Source organism: Pseudomonas iridis, assembly GCF_017980685.1.
Taxonomy (GTDB): domain Bacteria; phylum Pseudomonadota; class Gammaproteobacteria; order Pseudomonadales; family Pseudomonadaceae; genus Aquipseudomonas; species Aquipseudomonas iridis.
Map to the genome: position 1 here is coordinate 90,531 of NZ_JACXXO010000018.1, position 24,237 is coordinate 114,767.

At 59.8% G+C, this 24,237-nt stretch carries 21 protein-coding genes and 2 pseudogenes; 11 read left to right on the forward strand and 12 right to left on the reverse strand.

Annotated features, from left to right (window positions below; translation table 11 throughout):
• Positions 1-5: 5 nt before the first annotated feature.
• The 3 genes from IEQ42_RS23160 (at position 6) to IEQ42_RS23170 (ending at position 3,390) form a co-directional block, all read left to right on the forward strand.
• The gene (locus IEQ42_RS23160; RefSeq protein WP_210705428.1) at positions 6-1,250 is read left to right on the forward strand and encodes a glycosyltransferase family 4 protein; all 1,245 of its coding nucleotides are present in this window, start codon (positions 6-8) and stop codon (positions 1,248-1,250) included.
• Entirely contained in the window at positions 1,247-2,440 is a 1,194-nt protein-coding gene (locus IEQ42_RS23165) for a glycosyltransferase family 4 protein (protein ID WP_210705429.1), read from the forward strand. The genes IEQ42_RS23160 and IEQ42_RS23165 overlap by 4 nt, the downstream gene beginning before the upstream one ends.
• A 164-nt stretch (positions 2,441-2,604) precedes the next feature.
• Positions 2,605-3,390, forward strand: coding sequence for a DeoR/GlpR family DNA-binding transcription regulator (locus IEQ42_RS23170; protein ID WP_210705430.1), 786 nt, complete (start codon positions 2,605-2,607; stop codon positions 3,388-3,390).
• A gap of 130 nt (positions 3,391-3,520) precedes the next feature.
• On the opposite strand, the gene IEQ42_RS23175 is transcribed toward IEQ42_RS23170, so the two are convergent.
• The 5 genes from IEQ42_RS23175 to IEQ42_RS23195 form a co-directional block, all read right to left on the reverse strand.
• Positions 3,521-4,804 (reverse strand): NAD(P)/FAD-dependent oxidoreductase, encoded by a 1,284-nt coding sequence (locus tag IEQ42_RS23175; protein WP_210705431.1) that lies wholly within the window; start codon positions 4,802-4,804, stop codon positions 3,521-3,523.
• A gap of 85 nt (positions 4,805-4,889) precedes the next feature.
• On the reverse strand, positions 4,890-6,254 hold the full coding sequence (locus tag IEQ42_RS23180) for a glutamine synthetase family protein (protein ID WP_210705432.1): 1,365 nt from the start codon (positions 6,252-6,254) through the stop codon (positions 4,890-4,892).
• A 501-nt stretch (positions 6,255-6,755) separates the two neighbouring features.
• Complete coding sequence (locus tag IEQ42_RS23185; RefSeq protein WP_210705433.1) at positions 6,756-7,655, reverse strand: bestrophin family protein; 900 nt, start codon at positions 7,653-7,655, stop codon at positions 6,756-6,758.
• Between the two features lie 35 nt (positions 7,656-7,690).
• A complete protein-coding gene (gene moaA / locus IEQ42_RS23190; protein ID WP_047300730.1) occupies positions 7,691-8,689 on the reverse strand; it encodes a GTP 3',8-cyclase MoaA in 999 nt (332 codons plus the stop codon).
• Between the two features lie 316 nt (positions 8,690-9,005).
• Positions 9,006-9,857, reverse strand: coding sequence for a CAP domain-containing protein (locus IEQ42_RS23195; protein WP_210705435.1), 852 nt, complete (start codon positions 9,855-9,857; stop codon positions 9,006-9,008).
• A 199-nt stretch (positions 9,858-10,056) separates the two neighbouring features.
• Between IEQ42_RS23195 and IEQ42_RS23200 the strand changes: the two genes are divergently transcribed.
• Positions 10,057-10,677, forward strand: coding sequence for a cell wall hydrolase (locus IEQ42_RS23200; RefSeq protein ID WP_210705436.1), 621 nt, complete (start codon positions 10,057-10,059; stop codon positions 10,675-10,677).
• Here the strand turns inward: IEQ42_RS23200 and IEQ42_RS23205 are convergent.
• Complete coding sequence (locus tag IEQ42_RS23205; protein WP_210705437.1) at positions 10,674-11,561, reverse strand: LysR family transcriptional regulator; 888 nt, start codon at positions 11,559-11,561, stop codon at positions 10,674-10,676. The genes IEQ42_RS23200 and IEQ42_RS23205 overlap by 4 nt on opposite strands.
• A 103-nt stretch (positions 11,562-11,664) precedes the next feature.
• On the opposite strand from IEQ42_RS23205, the pseudogene IEQ42_RS23210 reads away from it, so the two are divergent.
• Positions 11,665-13,065, forward strand: a pseudogene (locus IEQ42_RS23210) (MFS transporter).
• A 127-nt stretch (positions 13,066-13,192) separates the two neighbouring features.
• On the opposite strand, the gene IEQ42_RS23215 reads toward IEQ42_RS23210, so the two are convergent.
• Positions 13,193-13,906, reverse strand: coding sequence for a murein L,D-transpeptidase catalytic domain family protein (locus IEQ42_RS23215; RefSeq protein ID WP_042558778.1), 714 nt, complete (start codon positions 13,904-13,906; stop codon positions 13,193-13,195).
• Between the two features lie 150 nt (positions 13,907-14,056).
• Between IEQ42_RS23215 and IEQ42_RS23220 the strand changes: the two genes are divergently transcribed.
• The gene (locus tag IEQ42_RS23220) at positions 14,057-15,673 is read left to right on the forward strand and encodes a L,D-transpeptidase family protein (RefSeq protein WP_210705438.1); all 1,617 of its coding nucleotides are present in this window, start codon (positions 14,057-14,059) and stop codon (positions 15,671-15,673) included.
• 3 nt (positions 15,674-15,676) lie between these two features.
• Here IEQ42_RS23220 and IEQ42_RS23225 read toward each other — a convergent pair whose 3' ends face one another.
• From IEQ42_RS23225 to IEQ42_RS23235, 3 genes are all read right to left on the reverse strand, one after another.
• Entirely contained in the window at positions 15,677-16,192 is a 516-nt protein-coding gene (locus IEQ42_RS23225) for an HvfX family Cu-binding RiPP maturation protein (protein ID WP_210705439.1), read from the reverse strand.
• A gap of 388 nt (positions 16,193-16,580) precedes the next feature.
• Positions 16,581-17,204, reverse strand: coding sequence for a DNA-3-methyladenine glycosylase family protein (locus IEQ42_RS23230; protein WP_210705440.1), 624 nt, complete (start codon positions 17,202-17,204; stop codon positions 16,581-16,583).
• A 31-nt stretch (positions 17,205-17,235) separates the two neighbouring features.
• Positions 17,236-18,318 carry a bifunctional transcriptional activator/DNA repair enzyme AdaA gene (locus tag IEQ42_RS23235; protein WP_210705441.1) on the reverse strand — a complete coding sequence of 361 codons (1,083 nt, stop codon included), beginning with the start codon at positions 18,316-18,318 and terminating at the stop codon, positions 17,236-17,238.
• A 183-nt stretch (positions 18,319-18,501) separates the two neighbouring features.
• On the opposite strand from IEQ42_RS23235, the gene IEQ42_RS23240 reads away from it, so the two are divergent.
• From IEQ42_RS23240 to IEQ42_RS23255, 4 genes are all read left to right on the forward strand, one after another.
• Entirely contained in the window at positions 18,502-18,915 is a 414-nt protein-coding gene (locus IEQ42_RS23240) for a VOC family protein (protein WP_210705442.1), read from the forward strand.
• A gap of 233 nt (positions 18,916-19,148) precedes the next feature.
• Positions 19,149-19,763 carry a biliverdin-producing heme oxygenase gene (locus tag IEQ42_RS23245; protein WP_210705444.1) on the forward strand — a complete coding sequence of 205 codons (615 nt, stop codon included), beginning with the start codon at positions 19,149-19,151 and terminating at the stop codon, positions 19,761-19,763.
• Positions 19,760-21,997, forward strand: coding sequence for an ATP-binding protein (locus tag IEQ42_RS23250; RefSeq protein WP_210705447.1), 2,238 nt, complete (start codon positions 19,760-19,762; stop codon positions 21,995-21,997). The genes IEQ42_RS23245 and IEQ42_RS23250 overlap by 4 nt, the downstream gene beginning before the upstream one ends.
• Before the next feature lie 206 nt (positions 21,998-22,203).
• The gene (locus IEQ42_RS23255) at positions 22,204-22,791 is read left to right on the forward strand and encodes a LysE family translocator (protein ID WP_210705449.1); all 588 of its coding nucleotides are present in this window, start codon (positions 22,204-22,206) and stop codon (positions 22,789-22,791) included.
• A gap of 34 nt (positions 22,792-22,825) precedes the next feature.
• Here the strand turns inward: IEQ42_RS23255 and IEQ42_RS23260 are convergent, their stop codons facing one another.
• Both IEQ42_RS23260 and IEQ42_RS27820 read right to left on the reverse strand, forming a co-directional pair.
• Entirely contained in the window at positions 22,826-23,659 is an 834-nt protein-coding gene (locus tag IEQ42_RS23260; protein WP_210705453.1) for an AraC family transcriptional regulator, read from the reverse strand.
• 70 nt (positions 23,660-23,729) lie between these two features.
• Positions 23,730-23,840: pseudogene (locus IEQ42_RS27820) on the reverse strand (VOC family protein); the annotation flags it as partial.
• 144 nt (positions 23,841-23,984) lie between these two features.
• Between IEQ42_RS27820 and IEQ42_RS23270 the strand changes: the two are divergent.
• Complete coding sequence (locus IEQ42_RS23270) at positions 23,985-24,152, forward strand: GFA family protein (RefSeq protein ID WP_479687553.1); 168 nt, start codon at positions 23,985-23,987, stop codon at positions 24,150-24,152.
• The last annotated feature ends 85 nt before the right edge of the window (positions 24,153-24,237 follow it).

Genomic DNA, 24,237 nt, shown 5'->3' on the forward strand with positions numbered 1-24,237 from the left:
CGCCCGTGTCGCGCATTGCAATGATCGTCTGGAACGAGTTTCGTAACGACGCCCGTGTACTGAAAGAAGCTCAAACACTTCAGCGTGCCGGAAATAAAGTCACGGTGTTCGCTTTGCACACACCAGGCGTCACGCTGGAACACGAGATTCTCGATGACGGGATTGAGGTCTCGCGGGTGGCTCGAAGTCCGTTGTGGAAATTGCGCAAGTCCAAGGCTCATTTATCGGCTGCAATCGGTTCGGCAGGCAATCCGGCGCGGATCGGCCGCTTGAGTCCAGCCAAACAGGTGCTGCGTATCGTAGCGCGTTTGTGGACGCACGCTGTGTTGTTCACCCGGATGTCGATGCACCGTGCCGATGTGGTTCATGCACATGATGTGAATACCTTGCCAACGGCTTGGCTCGCGGCCAAGGTCAGTGGTGCCAAGGTGATCTACGATGCTCACGAAATCAGTACCAGCCGTGAGGGTTACAACAGCTTTCGGCGGCTGGTCGCTGTGGTCGAAAAGTTTCTGATGCCGCGGGTTCAGGGCACGATTACGACGACAGATGCGCGTGCGAAATTTTTCGCCCGTGCTTATGCGATACCGCGTCCGGTGGTTTTGCAGAATCGGCCCCGGATTACGTCTTCAAAGTCTTCTCAACGTATTCGCGATCAATTGCAGCTCGCTGAGCCTTGGCCAATCATTGTTTATCAAGGTGGATTGCAGCAGGGACGAGGGCTGGAGCGTTTGGTCAGGGTCGCGGCGCTGGTGCCGAATGCCTACTTCGTGCTGATCGGTGGCGGTCGTTTGACTCAGTCACTGATTGCACTCAGCCAGACACTTGCGCTGACAGAGCGTGTGCATTTCATCCCGACGGTCGCGTTGGCAGACCTGCCGGACTTTACCGCGTCCGCGGATATCGGTGTGCAGCCGATCGAGAATACGTGCCTGAACCATTTCACGACGGACTCCAACAAACTGTTTGAGTACCTGATTGCCGGGCTGCCTGTGGTCGCGTCCGATCTGCCGGAAATTCGTCGAATCATTCGTAGGCATGACAATGGTTTGCTCGTGCGCGAAGGTGATGATCAGGCACTGGCGAGCGCACTTGAGCGGCTGGTGGTTGATCCTGTACTAAGATCGTCGCTGGCGGCCAACTCGGCGAAAGCATCCACCCTTGCGAACTGGGAGGAGCAGGAGGCGTTGCTGATCGATCTTTATCAGCGCGTCCTGGGCAGCAAGTTCAGTGACACGGCGCGATCATGACCGTACGCATACTGGTCCTCAGCTTTTACTATCCACCGGATCTGGCGGCAGGCTCGTTCCGTATCGATGCGTTGGTCAAGGCTCTGCTGGCCAAGGCAGGTTCCGGTGTGCAGGTAGACGTTGTCACCACCCAACCCAATCGATATCGCGCTTACGGTGCCGCCGCTGCAGAGCTCCAGGAATCTCAAGGTTTATCGGTTCGTCGCATCGCACTGCCGGCTCATGAAAGCGGTTTGCTGGATCAGGCCCGTGCCTTCGTCTCGTATGCGCTTGGGGTGCGCCAGGCTACTAAGGGCAAGGACTACGATTTGATCGTCGCGTCGTCCTCGCGACTGATGACTGCGGCATTGGGGGCTTATCTCGGATTCTCTATCAAGACGCCGCTCTATCTGGATATACGGGATATTTTTGTCGATACCTTGCCGGAGCTTTTTCCCAGTCGTCTCGGGCAATTGGCAGCCTGGATATTTTCCAGGGTTGAGCGATTGACGATTAGCCAGGCTTCTCGGGTCAATCTGATTTCGCCTGGTTTTCTGAGTTATTTCTCAACACATTACCCATCGCGCGAGTTCTCGACGTTTACGAATGGCGTCGATGAGATGTTTTTCAAACAGTTACCCGGAAAAGTAACAGGGGCGCACGGCGGACAGTCAATCCGCGTGGTCTACGCGGGCAATATCGGTACCGGGCAAGGGTTGCACTTTATCCTGCCCGAGATGGCCAAAAGGCTGGAAGGTGTTGCGCACTTCACGATTATTGGTGCGGGCGGCGCATTGGAAAAATTGCAGTCGGCGCTGAAGCTTCGCGATGTCACCAACGTCGAGTTCATTGCGCCGGTTGAGCGCAAGGCGTTGCTCCAGTTCTATCAGGATGCCGATGTGCTGTTTTTGCATCTGAACTCCTTCAAATCTTTTCGGCGAGTCATTCCCTCGAAGCTATTTGAGTATGCCGCCACGGGCAAACCGATTCTCGCGGGACTGGCGGGTTACCCAGCGCGATTTACCCACACCAAGATATCCAATGCATCGGTGTTTGAGCCCTGCGATATCGAAGGCGCTATTGAGGCATTGTTCAACTTGAGTCTTGCGCCTGTGACGCGTAACGCTTTCATGAACGATTACTCTCGAGTGTCGATACAGAAGCGTATGGCGGCTGACGTTCTGGATACGCTGAAAAGACATCCTGTCTAGCCTTGAAGGACTACGAATGGCGGTAGCGCTAGCCGTGGTGGGAAACTTTAGAGGCTCTGAACAGAGCGGTGCTTGAAGTAATTGATATCTGCTGTTTGTGTTTGACCGAGGTATTCGCTAGCCTCAGTGTAAACCTGCAACTACAAGCATAAACAGGCAGAACCATGCACGATCATTCCGTCACCGAACTGCCGTCCCTGCGCCGACAGAAAATCCTTTTGATCCTGGAACGCGACGGCAAGGTCATGGCCTCCGAGCTGAGCCAGCATTTTGCGGTGTCTGAAGATACGATCCGCCGCGACCTCGCCGAACTCGACAACGCCGGGCTGGTGCAGCGAGTACACGGCGGGGCGTTGCCGCGGCCCAAAGACACCGGCAAGGATTACTTCACCCGTATCAGCGAAACCGATGAAGTGAAGACCCGCCTGGCGCAGCTCGCTGCCGGACGGGTCAAGGACGGCCAGATCGTGCTGTTCGATTCCGGCACCACCACGTTGCAGATCGCGCGCTCATTGCCTGCGGACATCCGGATTACCGCGGTTACCACCTCGCCAATGACCGCGATCACACTCGCCGAGTACCAAGGCATCAAGGTGATTCTTGCTGGCGGGCAACTCAATCTGGCGACGATGTCAGTCAGCGGCCACGAAACCGTGCGGCTGCTGCAAAGTATCAAGGCTGACGTGCTGTTTACCGGGGTTTGCGCGATTCACCCGGAGGTGGGGCTGAGCTCGCTGTATTTCGATGAGGTGCCAGTGAAGCAGGCATTGTTCGAGAGCGCCGCCCAAGTGATTGCAGTAACCACGGCGGACAAGCTGGGGGCGGTCGAGCCGTTTGTGGTGACGCCGTGCGATCGCGTACATACGCTGATTACCGAGCAGCATCTGGCATCGGGCAGTGTCGAGGATTATCGGCGGTTGGGGATTGAGGTAGAGCAGTTGCCGGATTGAGATTTTGTGTTGAGGCTAATGGCCTCATCGCTGGCAAGCCAGCTCCCACAGTGTCCGCGTCGTACACAGAGTCCATGTACACCAATAAAAACCTGTGGGAGCTGGCTTGCCAGCGATGGGGCCAGGGCCGTCAACGCAATTTTTCAAGCATCTGGTAATACCACATCCCCGCCGCCAGCAGCGGATTGCCGAGCAAATCCCCCATCGGCACGCGAATGTGCTGACACGCCGCGAACGTATCGTACTGCGCCATCTGCCCGGTAATCGCCCGGCTCATGATTTCGCCCATGATGTGCGTCGTGGCGATGCCATGGCCCGAGTAACCCTGGCAGTACCAGACGTTGTCCGAGAGTTTGCCCAGTTGCGGGATACGGTTGATGACGATGCCCATCGCGCAACTCCACTGATAGTCGATCTGCACGCCTTTGAGCGCCGGGAAAGTCTGCTCGATACACGGGCGCAGTTCGGCGGCGATGTCGCGTGAATCCTTGCCGCTGTAGTTGGCGCCGCCGCCAAACAGCAGACGGCCGTCGGCGGTGAGACGGTAGTAGTCGAGGACGAAACGGCAGTCGTACACCGCGAGGTCTTCTGGGTTGATCTGCTTGGCCAGATCGCCCAGCGGCGCGGTGGTGACGATGCCGCCCATGGCCGGGAAAATCTTGCCCTTTAGCTGGCCAGGTTCGAGCTTGTGATAAACGTCGCCGGCCAGCATCACCTGGTTGGCGTCGATCTGGCCGTGGGCAGTTCTCACGCCTGGGGTGTCACCGTGAATGATCTCCAGCACTTCGCTGTTTTCGAAGATCAGCGCACCGAGACTTTCCGCCGCCCGCGCTTCACCGATGCACAGGTTGAGCGGGTGCAGGTGCATGTTGCGGGTGTTCTTGATCGCACCGTGGTAGAGGTCGCTTTGCAGCAGATCGCGCACCTGACTGCGGTCGAGCAGGCTGACCTCGTCACCCAGACCGCGACGCACCGCTTCTTCGTAATCCTTGCGCAGATCGGTCATGTGGCTCGGCTTGTACGCGGCGTGCAGGTGGCCGTGCTTGAGGTCGCACTCAATGGCGTATTTTTCCACGCGCTGTTTGATGATTTCGTGGCCGCGCCAGCGCAGATGCCAGATGAAATCGTCGACCTCGTCACCGAGTGTCGGGCGCATCTGTTTGCGCATCGCGCCGTCGCCGGAGAGGCTGCCGGTGACCTGCCCGCCATTGCGCCCGGTGGCGCCCCAGCCGATCTTGTTGCTTTCGACGATGGCGACCTTCAAGCCTTTTTCGGCGAGTTCGACAGCGGTGGCGACGCCGGTGAAGCCGCCGCCGATGATCACCACATCAACCTTGTGCCTGCCCTGCAGGGTCGGGTAGTCGGTCTCTTGGTTGAGGGTGGCGGTGTAGTAGGAATTGCAACGTTCAGTCATGTCAGTGTCCACACAATATTCGGGAAGCTAATCGGGATCCCTGTGGGCGCTGGCTTGCCAGCTCCCACAGGTTAGCGGGGTGTAATCAGGCCTCGGTCAGATACCAGCGCCAATCCTGCTCACCCACTTCAGCCATGAATTGCCGATACTCGGCACGCTTCACCGCCAGATACACCCCGAGAAATTCCTGGCCCAAGGCATCGCGTGCCCACACCGAATTTTCCAGTGCCTGCAACGACGTCAGCCAATCGGTTGGCAGCAATTGCTTGGCTTGCGCATAACCGTTGCCCTCAACTGGCGCGCCCGGATCAAGGTTCTCCCGAATGCCTCGATGTATGCCGGCAAGAATCGCCGCCGCCGCCAGATACGGGTTGGCGTCGGCGCCGCAGATGCGGTGCTCGATGTGCCGGGTGTTGGCCGGGCCGCCCGGTACGCGCAGGCTGACGGTGCGGTTGTCGACGCCCCAGGTCGGCGCAAGTGGCGCGTAGCTGTTGGCCTGAAAGCGTCGGTAGGAGTTGGCGTTCGGGCAGAACAGCAGCAGCGAATCGAGCAGCGAGGCGAGCATGCCGCCAATCGCCGTGCGCAGCAGCGGTGTGCCGGCCGGGTCTTCGGAGGCGAACAGGTTGCGCCCCTCGCCATCAGCGAGGCTGACATGCATGTGCATGCCGGTGCCGGCCAGATCATCGAACGGCTTGGCCATGAATGTCGCCTGCATGCCGTGCTTGTGCGCCACGGCTTTGACCAGACGCTTGTAGCGCACCGCCTGATCCATCGCCTCCAGCGCATCGCCGTGTTCGAGGGTGATTTCCACCTGACCCGGTGCGTATTCCGAGATTGCCGTACGCGCCGGAATGCCGTGCAGTTTGCAGGCGCTGTAAAGGTCGGCGAGGAACGGTTCGATCTGCTCCAGCTCGCGCAAACCGTAGACTTGGGTATGTCGCGGTCGACCACCATCAGCATCGAGTGCCGGTTGCGGACGACCGTTGTGATCGCGTTTGGCGTCGAGCAGATAAAACTCCAGTTCGCAGGCCATCACCGGGTTGTAGCCCTCGGCCTTGAGGCCGTCGATGACCTTGATCAGCAGGTGTCGCGGGTCGGCAATGCTGGCGGGCATGCCCTCGGTCGGATGCATGCTGACCTGCACTGCAGCGGTCGGAATCTTGCGCCACGGCAGGCGCACCAGACTGCCTTCCAGCGGATAGGCGCGGCAGTCGATATCGCCGACATCCCAGACCAGGCCGGAGTTCTCGACGTCCTCACCCTGCACGGTCAGACCGAGGATGGTGCTGGGCAGCGGGCGACCGCTTTCATACACGGCGAGCAATTCTTCGCGGTGCAGCAGCTTGCCGCGCGGCACGCCGTTGGCGTCGAGGATGAACAGCTCGATCATGTCGATGTCGGGGTTTTGTTCAAGGAACAGGCGTGCGTCTTCAATGGCTGCGAATTTCATGGCAAACACTCACGTTGGCGCCGCACAGGCGCGCAGGTTCAGGCCGGACGCGGCGCGAGAATAGGCGCGGGCGTCCTGGCAGGGAATATCAGGGAGCAGGGGGCTGTCGCGGCTTTAAACAGGCGCGATCAGAGCGTCCGGGCGATATCCGGCGGGCGTGCGGAGTGACGCAGCTTGGAACGGCGCAGGGCCATGGGGAGATTGACGATACGATTCATACGCCGCCCCTGTGAGAGAGGGCGCGCTGAGTAGAGACGGTCAACGATTCTGGTTGTTGTTGTGACGTGCTCATAACGCATGTTTCCGTTGGCGGAAAACGTCGGCGGCGGGACTGACCCGTCGACCGGTGTGTCCGGATAGTAAGGGGGAATCCGCGGGCGTGTAAACGACTGTTTCCGGGATGCGCTGTGACCGGTTACTCAGCGCAGCAGACGAACGCCCGGTCTCACGGAGACGCAAACGATCAACATGACATTGCTCCCGCGCTTGGAAACGGGGTGATCAGCTCAGGACATACTCGACCGGCTTCAGCGGCGGCGGAAGATCCGCCACGCCGAGTTCGGCGAGAATGTCGCGCTCGATCGAGCGCACCAGCGCGTCGGTCGGCAGATCATTCTCATCGCGGCCAAACGGGTCTTCCAGTTCATCGGCAATCGCGTCCAGACCAAAAAAGGTGTAGCTGACAATCGCGGTAAACAAGGGCGTCAGCCAGCCCAGCGGTTCGGCCATGGCGAACGGCAGCAGGATGCAGAACAGGTAGATCGTGCGGTGCAACAGCAGCGTGTAGGGAAACGGCAGTGGCGTAGTTTTGATCCGCTCGCACACGGCTTGCGCTTGCGTCAGGCTGGTCAGGTGATTGGCCAGCAGCATGTAGCGCCACTCGCTCAGCTCACCGTTTTGATGCAGGTCGGAACACTGCTGGCCGACCTGTTGCAGGATCCGCGCGCTGTAATCCGGCACCCCCGCATCGTGTTTTGGGGTGATCCACTGACGGCTGGCGTCGGCTTCACTCTCCTTGCGCAATCGCGCATTGAGCGCATGGGCAAACCCGCACAGGTTGAGCAGCAGCGGTTTGCGTTCTGCCGATTCGCGGATGACATGGGTTTCGCGGATGACCGACCGAATGTGCACGATCACCTCACCCCAGGCCTTGCGTGCCTCGTACCAGCGGTCGTAACAGGCGTTGTTGCGAAAGCTCATGAAGATCGACAGCGACAAGCCGAGCAAAGTGAACGGCGTGGCGCTGACCTTGGTGAAACTGCTCGGATGAAGGATTTCGACCAGCACGATAGCCGAGGCCAGCAGCGTGACCATCAAGGTGCGCAACGCGATGCGCTTGGCAATCGAGCCCTTGAGGGTGAAGAGAATGGCGAACTGGCTGACCTTGGGTCTGATGATCATGCAGAGCGGTCCTGATAACGCAGGAAAGCGGCGGATCAGCCGCCGGTCATGTTCATGAAGCGTACGACCTGGACGTCGTCGTTGATTTCGAAGTTATGCCGATACGGTTTGATTTTCATCGCTTCGATGATGGCGTTCTCCAGACGTTGCGGATGCCCCGGATGAGCGCGCAGCACTGCTTTCAAATCCACCGAATGTTCGTTACCCAGACACAGTAGCAGACGACCTTCGACGGTGAGCCGCACCCGATTGCAGGTGCCGCAGAAGTTGTGGCTGTGCGGCGAGATAAACCCCAGGCGAATCTGCGGGGCCTCGGCCAGACGCCAATAGCGCGACGGGCCTTGAGTCGATTCCGTAGAGTCGATCAGCGTGTAGCGCTCGGCGATTTTCTCGCGGACCTGCACGCTGGAAAAAAACGACTCCGCGCGGCTGTGGTCGCTGATGATCCCCAGTGGCATTTCCTCGATGAAAGAAATATCGAGCTGACGGTCAATGGCAAAACTCACCAGATCATTGATTTCGTGATCGTTGCGGCCCTGCATCACCACGCAGTTGAGCTTGGTGCGGGTGAAACCGGCCTGGCGCGCGGCATCGATGCCGTCGATCACTTGCGCCAGATCGCCGGTGCGGGTCATCTGCTTGAAGCGCTCGGGATCGAGGCTGTCGAGGCTGATGTTCAGGCGTTTGACCCCGGCGTCGAACAGCGGCGCGGCGAGTTTGCCCAGTTGCGAGCCGTTGGTGGTCAGGCACAGCTCACGCAGGCCGGGCAGCGCGGCGATCTGTTCGCACAACTGCACCACGCCGCGCCGGATCAGCGGCTCGCCGCCGGTGAGGCGAATCTTGCGGGTACCGAGCGCGACGAAGCTCTGCGCCAGTTGAAAGATTTCTTCCAGCGTCAGCACTTGCTGGCGTGGCAGAAACTGCATGTCTTCAGCCATGCAATAGACACAGCGGAAGTCGCAACGGTCGGTCACCGACATGCGCAGATAGTCGACACGGCGGTTGTGAGCATCGATCAGGACGCGCTCTGTCATGACAGCCTCGCAGTATTGAAACCGCTGATGAACGGGTTTGGACGGGCAGGGTAGGCGTAACTGCCATGGGCGTCCAATCAGTGAAAGTTAACGGCTGATTGATCGCGTTGATGATCAAGTGTGGGAGCTGTGTTGGTCGAAAATCCGTGAATACCGCAAGACCCTGTGGGAGCTGGCTTGCCAGCGATGAGGGCTGCACAGTCGACATTGATGTTGGCTGACCCACCGCCATCGCTGGCAAGCCAGCTCCCACAGGTTTTGTCGTACTCCCCAAACAGATCCACATCACCGAACATTGCAGGCGTGAGCCTGAGGGTTATTGCGCACCAAACATCGCGGTCCAGTAAATCCCCGCATCGCTTTTCGGATCGGTCGCATAAGCGGCACCCAGCTCCTTGTATTGCGGGTTCATCAGGTTGGCGCAGTGGCCGGGGCTGGCGAGCCAGCCGTCGACGACTTTGCCCACGGTGTCTTGGCCGGCGGCGATGTTTTCGCCAACCAGTTGCCCGCTGTAGCCCGACAGCTCAGCGCGATCGCCGGGGGTGCGGCCGTCGCGGTCTTTGTGGTCGAGGTAGTTTTTGTTGGCCATGTCGCGGCTGTGATCCTGAGCGACAGTGCCCAAGGTCGCATTCCACGCCAGCGGTGCGGCGGCGGCAAAGGCCTGGCCGCCACACTGGCGTGGCTGGCTGCGTGCGGTGCTGAGTTGTTCGAGCAATTTTTGCCCTTCACTCTGCGCGTCGCCAAGTTTGGCTGACAGCAGCGGCCGCGCCAGCACAATGCGCCAGTCGCGATCGGCGCGGCTGACGCCGACATCGACAAACTGCGGATCCAGCACCACCTGACAGAAGCTCTCCTGAATCGCCTTCATCGCCGACGCCGCATCCCGTGGGCCGTTGAGGGTGATCGCCTGTACGTTGACCATCGGGTAACTGGCGCTGGCCATGGCTTGCTGCAGATTGACGGCGCCGCTGGCCGGCAACCGCAGGCGTGGATCAGCCGACAGGGGCGGCAACTCACTGGACGCCTGCGTGCCACAACGTTGCGGCTGGCTGCGATAGCTGTTGATCGACTCGATCAGTTGCAACTCGTCGGTGGCCATGGCCGAGGCGGTAAACATCAGGCCTGCGGACAGCGCGGCAAATCGCAAAACGGACGGCATGAAGCGCATGGAATTCTCCCTTGAGCTGAATGCGCCCATGATGCGCGAAACGCCCCCGGTGGGTGCAATGTCTTTTTCTCCCGTCGACAGTTTTTTCTACGGAACGCTGCGGTTGATTTAGCCGTCTACACTCAGCCAAGACCCCGGGATCCGGGCGTCTCCCCGACGTAACACCTTGCCCGCACCGGGCCCTGCCGGAAGAATTCACATGGGATTGAAATGGTTGGCTGGCTGCTTCGCATTCACTCTGTTGGCCAGCGCTGCCTGGGCCACCGATCAAGCGCCGATCAAAGCCAAGGCTGAAGAGAAAGCCCAGGTGCTGGAAGAAAAAGCCGCCGATAAAGTCAGCGCGGCACCGGCGCCGAAATCCGAGGCGATCACCCCGAAGGAAGTGCAGGCGGTCGACCCTGCCGGCGCCGCGCCGCTGGATGATCCGATCACTTGTCTGGCGCGCAGCATCTACTGGGAAGCCAAAGGCAAGGACACGCCGGAAATGGAAGCCGTGGCCAGTGTGGTGATGAATCGCCTCGGCCATGAAGGTTTTCCAGACACGGTGTGTGCCGTGGTCAAGCAAGGTTCCGAAACCAGGAGCTGCCAGTTTTCCTGGTGGTGTGACGGGCGTCCGGATCAGGTCAAGGAAGACGCCGAATACGCGCTCGCCAAAGAAGTTGCCGGCAAGGCGCTGAACCGTCAGCTCAAGGATCGCACCAACGGCGCGCTGTATTTCCACGACCGCAATGTCCACCCGAGTTGGGCCAGGGAATACCGGAAAACCGCCGAGACGAAAAGATTCCTCTTTTATAAACCCGCTGGCGGCGATGCGCGCTAGGCGCAGACTTCCCGCACACAATCGCGCAACCAGCGATGCGCCGGATCGGCATCCATGCGCGGATGCCAGAGCATCGACACGCTGATCTGCGGCATCTTCAATGGCAGGTCGAAACTGTGCAGACCCGTGCGCAGTTTGCTGGTGTGACGTTCCGGGACGGTGGCAATCAGGTCGGATTCACGAACCAGCGTCAGTGCCGCTGAAAACCCGCCGAACGACGTGACGATGTCCCGTGTCAGTCCGCACGCGAGTAGCGCTTCGTCTACCGGGCCGCTGCTGCGCCCGCGCCGTGACACCAGAATATGCTGGCCTGAGGCGAAGCGTTTGGCGCTGACCTTGCCTGCGCTCAAGGGATGGCCCTCACGTACCACGCCGATCCAGTGATCGTGAAACAGGATGCGGCTGTGCAGCGTCGGGTCGGTGCCGTCGTCGACTACACCGGTTTCCAGATCCACCCGGCCTTCGCGCAGCAGCGTGCTGTCCTTGTCGGCTTTCTGAACAAAACGCAGACGCACGTTGGGCGCCTCGACGGCAATGCGGGCGAGCAGGGCGGCGGCGAAGGTTTCAACAAACCCGTCGGTATTGCGCAAGGTGAAGGTGCGTTGTAGCTGCGCAGGATCAAGCACTTGCGCAGGGCGTAAAACCGCCTCGGCTTCCTGCACCAGGTGGCTGACCCTTTCGCGCAATTCCAGCGCGCGCGGGGTTGGCACCAGGCCTCGACCGGCGCGTACCAGCAACGGATCTGCGGTGGTTTCGCGCAGACGGGCCAAGGCGCGACTCATGGCAGAAGGGCTCAACCGCAGGCATTTGGCGGCGCGAGCGACGCTGCCTTCACGCAGCAGCACGTCGAGGGTGATCAGCAGGTTCAGATCCGGCGTGGTCATGACATGGCGTTCCATGCAGGTATTGAGTGCAAAGCATGCGTCTTGCGCCTTGTATTGTCGAGGCTCAGGCTATGGCGCATGTCCTTTGTACAGTGAACACACCATGCCCAGACAACCCCTCAATACCCAAGCCCGCTGGGCGCTGATCAGTCTGGCGCTATCGATGTTGATGCCTTCGCTGGACACCAGCATCGCCAACGCCGGGTTGCCGACACTGGCGGCGGCGTTTGATGCGACTTTCCAACAGGTGCAGTGGATTGTTCTGGCGTACCTGCTGGCAATCACCACGTTGATTGTCAGCGTCGGACGTCTGGGCGATGGCTTTGGTCGGCGGCGATTGCTGTTGATCGGGATAGGCATTTTCACCAGCGCTTCATTGTTTTGCGCGCTGGCCCCTGGGCTTGGCTGGCTGATCGGCGCGCGGGCGGTGCAAGGCATTGGCGCAGCGATCATGTTTGCATTGACGGTCGCGCTGGTGGCCGATGCGGTGCCCAAAACGCGGGCGGGCAGTGCGATGGGGTTGCTGGCGACGATGTCGGCCACCGGCACCACTCTCGGTCCGTCGCTGGGTGGGTTGTTGATGGCGCATGTCGGCTGGCAATCGATATTTTTACTCAACGTGCCATTGGGACTGCTCAACGCATGGCTGGTGTACCGCTATCTGCCGGCAGATCGGGCCGCAGGGCCGCGAGTTGCGTTTGATTACCTTGGCAGCGGGGTGCTGGTGTTGACGCTGGCGACCTATGCGCTGGCGATGACGCTTGAAGGTTTCACGCTGGGGTTGCTGTTGATCAGCCTGTGCGGCGCGGGATTGTTCATCGTGGTCGAGATGAAAGCCAGGGCACCGCTGATTCGCCTGTCGCTGTTCGCCGATCTGCACCTGAGCGGCAGTCTGGCGCTGACGTTGCTGGTGACGACCGTGATGATGACCACGCTGGTGGTCGGGCCGTTTTACCTGAGTCGCGGTTTGAGTCTCAGCCACACCGTGGTCGGGCTGGTGTTGTCGGTTGGGCCGTTGCTGGCTGCGCTCGGTGGTGTGCCGGCCGGACGGCTGGTCGATCGTTTCGGCGCATAGCGGGTGGTGCCGGGCGCCTTGCTTGGGATGGTTTGCGGTTGCGGGTTATTGGCGCTGCTGCCGATGAGTTTCGGATTGCCTGCTTACGTGTTGCCGATGACGGTGATCGCCGGCAGTTACGCGCTGTTTCAGGCGGCCAACAATACCGGGCTGATGGCGGCGGTCAGTCAGGACCAGCGCGGCGTGGTATCGGCGCTGCTCGGGCTGGCCCGTAATCTGGGATTGATCACCGGCGCGGCGGCGATGGGCGTAGTGTTTGCCGCGGCCACCGGTAACCCGACGCAAGCGCCCGCCGCCGTCATCGGCAGTGGCATGCACATCACTTTCGGTGTGGGCACGGCATTGATGGTCATGGCCCTGATCATCAGTCGAATGCAGATCAGCGGGCTGGCTCCCATAGGAGGTCTGCGTGGCTCAGATAATTTCTAAGCACCACAAATCCCTGTAGGAGCTGCGGCACGCTGCGATCTTTTGATCTTAAAAAAGCAGAGTCAAAAGATCGTCCGATCGCGGCCCGAGCCTTCGGCAGCTCCTACACGGGGATTGCGGTGATTCGTTAGCTGGCGTGGGTACTGATGATGCTCGCCACCTGCTGCGGCTGGCAGTTGAGATACGGCGACTTCTTCAACCAGCGCTGATCCGGGTACCACGAGAACATGAACTGGCCGTTCTTCAGTTTGTCGATCACCTGTTTCGCAATCTGTGGGCGGACGGCCGGGCAACCCTGGCTGCGACCGATGCGGCCCTGACGCTTGCTCCACAACGGATTCACGTAATCGGCGGCGTGAATGACGATAGCGCGATCACGCGCCAGATCATTGAAGCCGGGTTCCAGACCATCCATGCGCAGCGAGTAACCATGAGTGCCGCTGTAGCTTTCCTGAGTGCGGAACAAGCCGAGACTGGACTGATAGCTGCCTTCGACATTGGAAAACTGGGTGGCGAAGTTTTCCCCGGAGTTGGAACCGTGGGCGACCAGATCGCGCAGCACCAGTTTTTTCCGGTTGAGGTCAAAGATCCACAGTCGGCGTTCGGTGGACGGTTGCGAATAGTCGATGATCGCCAGGTGGCGGGACGGCTTGGCTCCGCTGTTGACCGCACATTGCATGGCGCTCAAGGCACCTTTCAGCGCCTGGGGATTGAGTTCTGGCGCGGCGTGCGCGAGGCTGGTGAAGAGAACCGGCGATGGTTTGCCGGCGGCAAAAGCTGGACTGCTCACGGCGACAAGGGTCGCGGTGGTCAGTAGAAGTCGGCGCAAATACGTCAACATTTATAAAGTGTCCTCAACTTGCTACTTATTTGGCACTTTGGCTCCTGACGTCCAGTCGTAACCTGCAAGCCCGAAGTTCGAGCCTGACTGTTCAGCGCACCTGATGTAAGGTGGCCATCATCAAGGTGGCCATGGATTGGAGTAAAGCAGTTGTTCAAAAAGTACGCATCCTACTTGAGCATTTGTTTGCTCGCAGCGCCGTTTGTCGCTTGTGCCGATGAATCACTGCCGCCATTGCAGACGCTGCCGACACCTCCTGCCGAAATGCCGGTCGAGTTGCAAAGTCCATTGCATGCCGTATTGATCGGTCTGCCACAGACCTGCCCGGCGCTCGCAAAGCAGCTCAGCGGCCCGTCGTTGCAACAGCTGCAAGCCTTCTATCAGCAGCAGGACTGGATGCCGGTATGGACCAGCGAGTCGGGACGATTGCAGGCTTTGCAAACGCAGTTGCCGCTGTTGGCCGACGATGGCCTCAGCCCGCAACGCTATCCGGTCGCGTTGGCCGCGCCGCAGGATGGCGAGTTGTGCGCCGATATCGATATCAGCCGCTATTACCTGCAAGCCCTTCAGGATCTGCATTACGGCCGTCTGCTGCAATCACACTTCGAGCCGTTGTGGCATGCCGATGACACACCGCGTGACCGTCAGGCTGAACTGCTGGCGATTGCAGTGCCGGGGATGCATGACATTCCGGCGGCGTTCGACCTGGCCCGTCCGCACTTGGCGCAATATCAGAAACTGCGCCAGCTCTACGCCGCACAACGCCTCACAGCCTTGCCGAAATGGCAGTCGGTGGGCAGCGGGCCGCTGTTGCGCCCCTCCATGGAAGACAAGCGCGTGCCGGAACTGGCCCAGCGCTTGTACAGCGAAGGCTATCTGAGCCACGCGGTCGGCACCACCGACACTGTTTACGAAGGTGCGTTGGTGGACGCGGTGAAAAGCTTCCAGGTCAATCATTCGTTGCAGGCTGACGGTGTGGTCGGGCCGGGGACGATTGCCGAACTCAACATCAGCCCGCTGACCCGCCGTGAACAACTGCGGGTCAACCTTGAACGTTTCCGTTGGCTGGCCCAGGACATGGAGCCCGATGTTTTGCTGGTTAACGTCGCAGCAGCGGAACTGACTTTGTATCGGGGCGGCGAACCGGTGTGGCAGACGCGCACCCAAGTCGGCCGGGCCGAGCGCCAGACGCCGCTGCTCAAATCCCGCGTCACGCGCCTGACGCTGAACCCGACCTGGACCGTGCCGCCAACCATCTGGAAGGAAGACAAACTGCCGGAGATCCGCAAGGACCAGACCTTCCTCAGTCGGCATAATCTGCAAGTGCTGGATGCCAACGGTCAGCCGTTGGCGGCCGCAGACATCGACTGGGACCACCCCGGCAACATCCTTTTGCGTCAGGACGCGGGGCCACGCAATCCGTTGGGACAGATGGTCATTCGCTTCCCCAATCCGTTTTCGGTGTACCTGCATGACACGCCGAGCAAGGCGCTGTTCGACAAAGGGCCGCGGGCGTTCAGCTCAGGCTGCGTCAGGGTCGAGCACCCGATGCAATTGCGCGATCTGCTGCTCAGCCCTGCGGAAAGGGCACGCACCGAGACCTTGCTCGCCACCGGCGCCACCCATGAGTTTCGCTTGTCGGCGCCGGTGCCGATCCTGATGACCTACTGGACGGCGCAGGTCGACAGCGCCGGTCACGTGCGTTATTCGCCAGACATCTACAGCCGTGACAGTGCCTTGTTGGTGGGCCTGGACCGCGCGCATTGAGCTTCAGCGGTCGCGGCGATTCCACAACACCCGCGCCAGCCACGCATCGATGCTCAACTTGCCGGCGCCGGCGAACACCAGTGGCACCAAGGCTGCCAGGTAAATCGCCGGCAGCTTGAAGTTGCCGAAGCCCTTGTTGGTGATCGCGTAACCCTGGGCCAGTTCGCTCAATGACGACCAGTCGGCAGGCCAGTGCGCGGCAGCGGTGGCGACGACGGTCACCACGATCAGCGAAATGGCCGAGACTCGCGTGCCGAAACCGATAAGGATCGCCAAGGCGCAGATCAGCTCGGCCCACATCGACAGTTCCCAGTTCAGCGTCGACGGCAGGTGATCGAAGGGAAACGGGAATCTGTCCTGAATGTCTTCAAACCAGTTCTGCCCGTTGAACTTCTCGAGCCCCGACTCGAAAAATTCCCAGGCGATAAACACGCGCAGGGTCAGCGGCGCCAGCCAGGCACCGGCGCGGTCAAGGTTCAGGTGCAAGCCTTTGACGGCGCTCGAAAGGGTGGTGGTCATGGGGAATCTCCGGTGGATCGGGTGAGTGGGATCGACCGGGTGATTTGAGCGTTCGAGTGTATCGTTGGTGTGTCGCCACTGTGCGGATTTGTGCATTGGATGTGTCTGCCGCCTGGCGGTACACAGTGCGATACAGTCCACCGCATTCCCCTGTAGGAGCTGCCGAAGGCTGCGATCTTTTGATTTTGTCTTTAAAAAACCAAATCAAAAGATCGCAGCCTTCGGCAGCTCCTACATTGGGATAGTGTCTGGTCTTGGAACATGTGCGGAACGTGTAGACGCCATCGCTGGCAAGCCAGCTCCCACAGAGTCTAGCGGCGAACACAAGTTTTCCATCCGACACAAAACCTGTGGGAGCTGGCTTGCCAGCGATGAACGATGATGCGGTCTACGGCTTGGCCACCCGCCACAAATACCACGCCGCCACCGTCCGATACGGACTCCAGCCCAAACCAATCTCAACCATCTGCTTACGCGTCGGCTGCACCTCCAACCCCTTCAACCGCCGATACCCCTCGCGCACGCCAAAATCATCCGCCGGCAAGATGTCCATCCGCTCAAGGCTGTAAATCAACAGCATCTCCACCGTCCAGCGCCCGACCCCGCGCAGGCTGACCAGTCGCTCGATCAGCGCTTCATCATCCATCGCCAACGCCGTGGCGTAATCCGGCACCACGTCATCCAGCGTCGCTTGGGCGATTCCTTGAATTGTCGCAATCTTGCCCGCCGAAAACCCACAGCTGCGCAGTTGATCAAACCCGGTTGCGAGGATTTGCTCCGGTCGCGGAAACGATTGTCCGGGAAACAACCCGACCAACCGACCGACAATCGCATCTCCAGCCTTGGCATGCAGTTGCTGATAGGCAATCGCCCGCACCAGCGATTCGTACGGGTCGCGCGCCGGATGCGGTTGATGCAGGCAAGGGCCGACAGCGGAGATGAGTCGCTGCCAGTCGGTATCGAGCGCGGCGAGGAACTCGCTTTGCGCTCGATAAGTGTCGTGCGGGGCCATCGAAATCCTTCTTGTCGGTTGATCCGGGCAATCAGAAAGCCAGTTGTTGCGTGAGCTGTACGGCGGCGTTTTCCAGCCTCAACAGAAACGCCTTGCGCGGCTGCCCTCCACCATAGCCGGTCAGCGAGCCGTCCGCGCCGATCACCCGATGGCACGGCACCACAATCGACAGACGATTTTGCCCGTTGGCCAGGCCCACTGCACGACTGGCGCCGGGTTTGCCCAGGCTGGTGGCAACGGCGCCGTAGGTGCTGGTGTGCCCGTAGGGGATTTGCTGCAGGGCCGACCAGACTTGCCGGGCGAACTCGCTGCCGGGCAGGTGCAAGGCGACGGTAAACGCGGTCAAGCGGCCGGCGAAATATTGCGCCAGCTCACGTTCGATCTGCTGCAAATGCGCGTTATGCCCCGGTGCGACCACGTAGCCATAGCGGTTCTGCAACTCCTCGACTTCCCGGGTCAATGCCGGCCGGTCGAGGAACTCCAGCAACACCAGACCGCGTTGCTCCGCCATGGCGATCATCGGGCCCAGCGGCGTGGTCAGTCGGGTAAACAACAGCGGTTCACTTTGGGCGGTGCGGCCCGGGGTGATGTGGAATGACTTCTGGAAAGCATCGCGAAACCCACTGAGTGATTCATACCCGGAATCGAACGCTGCGTGGTCGATCGAGGTGCCTTGCTTGATCCCGCCCAGCGCCATGCCCAGGCGCCGGGTACGCAGCCAGGCATGGAACGTCATGCCGAAATGCTGCTTGAACCAGCGCCGCAGCTTCAGCGGCTCAATGCCTTCGGCGAGCAATTGCGCATCGCTCCAGCGCAACTCGGGGTCAGCGTCGACGGCCGCGAGCAAACGCTGTATCCAGTCCGGTGCAATGGCCGCAGCGTCCAGCGGTTTGCAGCGCAGGCAGGCGCGGTAACCGGCGGTCATGCATTCATCGGCATGGGCGAAGAACTCGACGTTTTCCGGTTTCGGTTTGCGTGCGGTGCAACTGGGACGGCAGAAGATCCCGGTGGTTTTTACGGCCGTGAAGAACACGCCTTCATAGGCAGTGTCGCGTTCGAGCATGGCGCGGACCATCTCGGCATGGGGCGGCAGGGCGGCGGTTTGTATGTTCATGGGGTGAGAGTAAAACCAGATTCTCGATGGCTCCACCGAAAAATCGACAATGAATTCCGGCTGACGCTGAACTATTGTAGAGGCTGCCGCAGGCAGCGCTCTTTTGACGTTGATTTTTAAAAAACAAGATCAAAAGATCGCAGCCTGCGGCAGCTCCTACAGGGTTTGTGAGGCACTGAATCCATGCATCCGTTCGTCATTCAACATATTGATCACATAGTGCTGCGCGTTGCCGACTTGCAACGCAGCATCGATTTTTACAGCCAGGTGTTCGGCGCCGAGGTGGTCAAACACAATGAGCCGCTGGGTCTGGTGCATTTGCGCGCCGGCACGTCGATGATTGATCTGGTCGATCTGCAAGGCGAACTCGGGCGCAAGGGCGGCGGAGCGGCGGGTACGGAACGACGCAACGTCGATCACTTCTGCCTGCGCGTCGAGCCATTCGATGAAGCGGCTCTGATCGAGCACTTGCGGGCACACGGCCTTGGCGTGGAAAAAGCCGCCACCCGCTTCGGTGCCGAGGGCAACGGCTTGTCGCTGTACTGTTTCGACCCGGATGGCAATCAGGTCGAACTCAAAGGTCCGTCGCAGACTTAAGCCCGCTTCGCAGGCCCATACAGTCAGGCGGTGCCGTCGCGGTACAGCAACCCCAGGCGCATCAAATCGGGTCGAACTTTTCGCGTCAGAAGGAACTCTGAAATGTCCGAGGGCCGTGGTTTCGTCTGAAAAAAACGATCTGCGCGGTCAGAAATGTCGTTTGACGTGTAAGATTTCACGCGACATTTTTACACCCCGAATGGCCCCAGGCGGCCTCACCAAGAGCGACATACATGCAAGCAAAGGCCCGTGAGGTTTATGTGCCACCGGTGCTGCAAGATTTGCGGGCCGGCACTGCCGAACTGCACATCGCACTGGAAAAACGCCTTCCTTTTTTCTCCGATACTCTCGATTTACCTGCTTTCAAGCGCTTGATAGCGGCCTATTACGGCTTCTATTTCCCGCTGGAAAACGCATTGCAGCGCAGTGGTTCAGTCCCCGACGATTTCGACCTGACGCCACGCCTCAAAACCCATACATTGCGCGGCGATCTGCAAGCGTTGGGGCTAGCGCCCGCTTCGCTGGAAAACCTGCCGATCTGCGATCAGTTGCCCGTGATTGATTCGAGCGCCGCGTGCCTGGGTGTGCTGTACGTGCTCGAAGGCGCAACCCTTGGCGGACAGATCCTGCGTCGAGAAATCTCCGCACGGTTGGGCCTGGAAGCAGACAACGGCGCTGCCTTCCTCGATGTCTACGGCGCTGCCACCGGCCGTCGCTGGCGCGAATTTATCGAATACCTGGGCAATCGCCCGATGCACGCCGATGAGCGCGAAGCCGTTGTGATCGCGGCGCAAACCACATTCAGTTGCTTCGAGCGCTGGCTCGAATGCCAGGAGGTATTGGCATGAACCCGCAAGACAAGAAAGCCTTTGAAGAGCTGCTGGCCAACTGTGCTGACGAGCCGATCCGCTTCCCCGGCGCAATCCAGCCCCACGGTTTACTGCTGACGTTGAGCGAGCCGGCGCTCGAGATCATTCAGGTCAGCGCCAACGTCGAAACCCTGCTGGGCCGTGCGCCAGAGGCGTTGATTGGCCGACCATTGCCGGATCTGCTGGGTGACGCGCACACCGAACAGGTGCGTGAGGTCTTGCAGCAAGCGGCGTTCTTCGACGCGCCGCCGCTGCATTTTCAGCTCAATGGCACCGCGTTCGAAGGCTTGCTGCATCGGCATCAAGGCGTGCTGATTCTTGAGCTTGAGATTCACGTCAACAACTTCCAGCCGCGCAATGTTGCCGGCAGCCAGACAAATCTGGGGCGCATGCTTCAGCGTCTGCAAGCAGCCACGACGCTGCAGGCGCTGTACGACATCAGCGTCAAGGAAATCCAGGCGATGACCGGTTACGACCGGGTGCTGATCTATCGTTTCGAAGAGGAGGGCCACGGCCAGGTCATCGCCGAAGCGTCCGATCCGTCGATGGAAGTCTTCAACGGACTGTTCTTCCCGGCCTCAGATATTCCCGAACAGGCGCGGGAGCTGTACCGGACCAATTGGCTGCGGATCATTCCCAACGCCGACTATCAACCGGTGCCACTTGTACCGAAGTTGCGTCCGGATACGCAGACGCCGCTGGATTTGAGTTTCGCGACGCTGCGCAGCGTGTCACCGATTCACTGCCAGTACATGAAGAACATGGGCGTGCTGTCGTCGATGAGCATTTCCCTGCTCAAGGGTGACAAGCTCTGGGGGCTGATCAGTTGCGGCAACCGTCAGCCACTGCATGTACCGCATGAATTGCGCACCGCTTGCCAGACCATCGGCCAGGTGCTGTCGCTGCAGATCAGCGCGATGGAGGCGCTGGAGGTCAGTCGCCAGCGTGAAGAGAAGGTCGAAGCGCTAGCGCTGCTCAATCAGGCAATGATCGATTCGCCGCAAAATGTCTTCGACGGCCTGGCCAATCAGCCACAGGTTCTGATGGCGCTGGCCAATGCCGGCGGTGTCGCAATCATTGAAGACAAGCAGTTGCATCGTTACGGCAACTGCCCTGAACCGGAAGACATCCGCGCCCTGCACAAATGGTTGCAGGAAAGCGCCGAGCCGGTGTTCGCCAGTCACCATCTGGCCAGCGTTTATCCACCCGCCGCGCAGTTTCCCCAAGTGGCCAGCGGCGTACTTGCCATGAGCCTGCCGAAACCGGTGGACAACGGCGTGCTGTGGTTCCGGCCGGAAGTGAAAGAAAACATCAACTGGAGTGGCGATCCGCGCAAGCCGCTGGATCTGGAAAATTCTGATGCGGGCATGCGCCTGCGCCCGCGCACCTCGTTTGAGATCTGGAAGGTCGAGATGGCCGGGATTTCCGCCAAGTGGAGTCATGGCGACCTGTTTGCGGCCAACGATTTGCGCCGTTCGGCACTGGAAAACGATCTGGCCCGTCAGGTACGGCGCGAGCAGGAAGCCGTGCGTGCCCGTGATGAACTGGTGGCGGTGGTTTCCCACGACTTGCGCAATCCCATGACCGTTATTTCGATGCTCTGCGGCATGATGCAGAAAGCGTTCAGCTCCGACGGCCCGCACACCTCGCGGCGAATCTCCACGGCCATCGACACCATGCAACAGGCGGCCGGGCGTATGAATACGCTGCTCGAAGACTTGCTCGATACCTCCAGGATCGACGCCGGGCGCTACAGCATCACGCCGCAGAAACTCGACGTCAGCCAGATGTTCGAAGAGGCGCAAGCCTTGCTCGCGCCGCTGGCACTGGACAAGGACATCAGCATTTCCTTCGCGGCTGATCCGGATCTGCGCATCCATGCCGACCCGGAGCGGCTGTTTCAGGTGTTGTCGAATCTGGTGGGCAACGCCATCAAATTCACCCCGCGCCTGGGTTCGGTTGGCGTGCACGCGAAATCAGTCGGCAATGAAATCGTCTTCATCGTGCGCGACAGCGGCGAAGGCATTCCCAAGGAACATCTGCCTCACGTGTTCGACCGTTACTGGACGGTGAAAGAAGGTAATCCGACTGGCACCGGCCTGGGTTTGTACATCAGCCAAGGCATCGTCGAAGCGCATGGCGGCCAGATCTTCGCCGACAGTGAGCCGGGGCAGGGCAGCGAGTTCCGTTTCACCGTGCCGCGGCTGGACTGATCCAATAGCCTGCACCCTTGCCCCTGTAGGAGCTGCCGCAGGCTGCGATCTTTTGATATTGATTCTAAAAAAAGTCAAAAGATCGCAGCCTGCGGCAGCTCCTACAGGGGTTAGTCGTTTCAGTGTCAGGGTGATTTTCTTCAATACCGCCGATGAGACGCTGGTTACCTTGAGCACCTTGTTCCTCGTTTTGAAGCAGGTGTGCGATGAGTCTTGTTCTTTCGATGGCGGCGTTTGCTCTGGCAGCGTCCATTACCCCCGGCCCGGTCAACATCGTGGCGCTGAGCTCCGGTGCGCAGTTCGGCTTTCGCGCCAGCCAGCGGCATGTCCTTGGCGCGACGCTGGGGTTTGTGCTGCTACTGGTGCTGATGGGATTGGGCCTGCACGAAATCCTCAAGCTCTGGCCATTCATGACCCGCGTGGTGCAACTGGCCGGGGTGGCGTTTCTGCTGTTCATGGCCTGGAAGCTCGCGACCGATGACGGGCAACTGAATGCCGGCGACTCGGGGCGTGCCCCATCCATGCTCTATGGCGCAGTCATGCAATGGCTCAATCCGAAGGCCTGGCTGGCTTGCGTCGCCGGCATGGGCGCGTTTGTTGCTGATGGTGAGGCACGGTTGGTTTGGCAGTTTGCGGCGGTGTATCTGGTGATCTGTTATGTGTCGGTGGGCTGCTGGGTCTATGCCGGGACGTTTTTGCGTGGGTATCTGGCTAATCCGGCGGGGATGCGCCTGTTCAATCGGCTGATGGCGGGGTTGTTGGTCGTGAGCGCGGTTTATCTGTTGCTACAGTAGTTGCTTGAAGATCTTTTGATTTTGAACGACCCGGTCAGCCGCGATACTGGCCGGGCGTCGCTGCCAGATGCTGTTTGAACGCCCGTTGGAAATGCGCCTGATCGGCAAACCCCGCCTCCAGCGCCACATCGGCAATCAACTGTCCGCTGCGTAATCGCTCGCGAGCGAACTGGATGCGTTGGTTGACCAGAAAAGCATGCGGCGTCATGCCAAAATGTTGCTTGAAGGCGCGGATCAGGTAGGACGGTGACAGCTGCGCCGCGCGGCAAATGTCATCCAGGCTCAGCAGATCGGTGCAGTGTTCACGGATGTAGTCGGCGGCACGTTCCAGCTTGAAATTCGGCTCGCGCACCGGCTGTTGCGCCGGGTTCAGGCGCAATTGCAGATCGGTGAAAAACTCCACCGCTGCGCTCTGTTTGCGCAGGGCATCCTGCTGGTGGTCGACGAGGATTTCATACAAATCGTTGAGGTCGTCGAACAGGCTGGCATCGTTGACATGGGTGGTCGCAAACCGGCGAAATTCAAGCTCCACACCGAAACCCAGTTGATGTTGCAGATCGGTCAGCCAAGGTGTCTCGACATACAGCATCAGGTACGACCACGGCTGATCATCAATCGGATTACACGCGTGCACATCACCAGGATTCATCAGCACCACAGTGCCGGCAGCGACCTCGAACTGTGCTTGCTCATGCACATACGTGCTGCGCCCGGCAGTGATCGCACCAATGGAAAAATGCGCGTGGGAATGCCGCGCGTAACACACCTCGCGACCATCGGCGATGGCCCGCGCCTCAATGAAGGGCAGGGCCTCATCACGCCAGAAGCGCGGGGCTTTTTCAGGGTTTTTGGCGGCAGCGTGTTTCATCATCGTCCTTCCCGGCAGGCCAGCGCCCGAGTGTATTAGCTCTGGCCGGCAAAGGCTCGTTGCAGTCTGTAGTCAGACCGGTAATTTTCGCGTGAACGAAGATCGAGCAGTAGCACCTCGCGGCGGCTTCAGCCTGATTGCCGAACCACAGGCACGGGGTGAGTTTTTGAAAGCGTTGCACGGCAGTCGTCCTCGGCAGGTAAGACATGCTGGATTAACAGCGTAGTCAGTCCTTCGTCGATTAGTGGTGCCGTAGATCGATTTAAACTGGCGTGCGGGAATGTGTTTACGCACGGTACACATGGGTGAACAGAGGAGATCCACCATGGACCGATTCACGGGCGGTTGCCTATGCGGCGACATTCGCTTCGAAGCTTCAGGGCAACCTTACCGCGTGGGACTTTGCCATTGTCTCGACTGCCGCAAACGCCACGGAGCGTTGTTTCATGCCTTGATCTGGTCAAATGATACTGGACACGGTTATAGGGTTTAGGTCATTTCTCATGCTGCCAAGGCTTCCATTGCTACCGGAGTTCGATATCCGTTGTGGCTGTGCAGCCTGATCCGATTGTAATAAT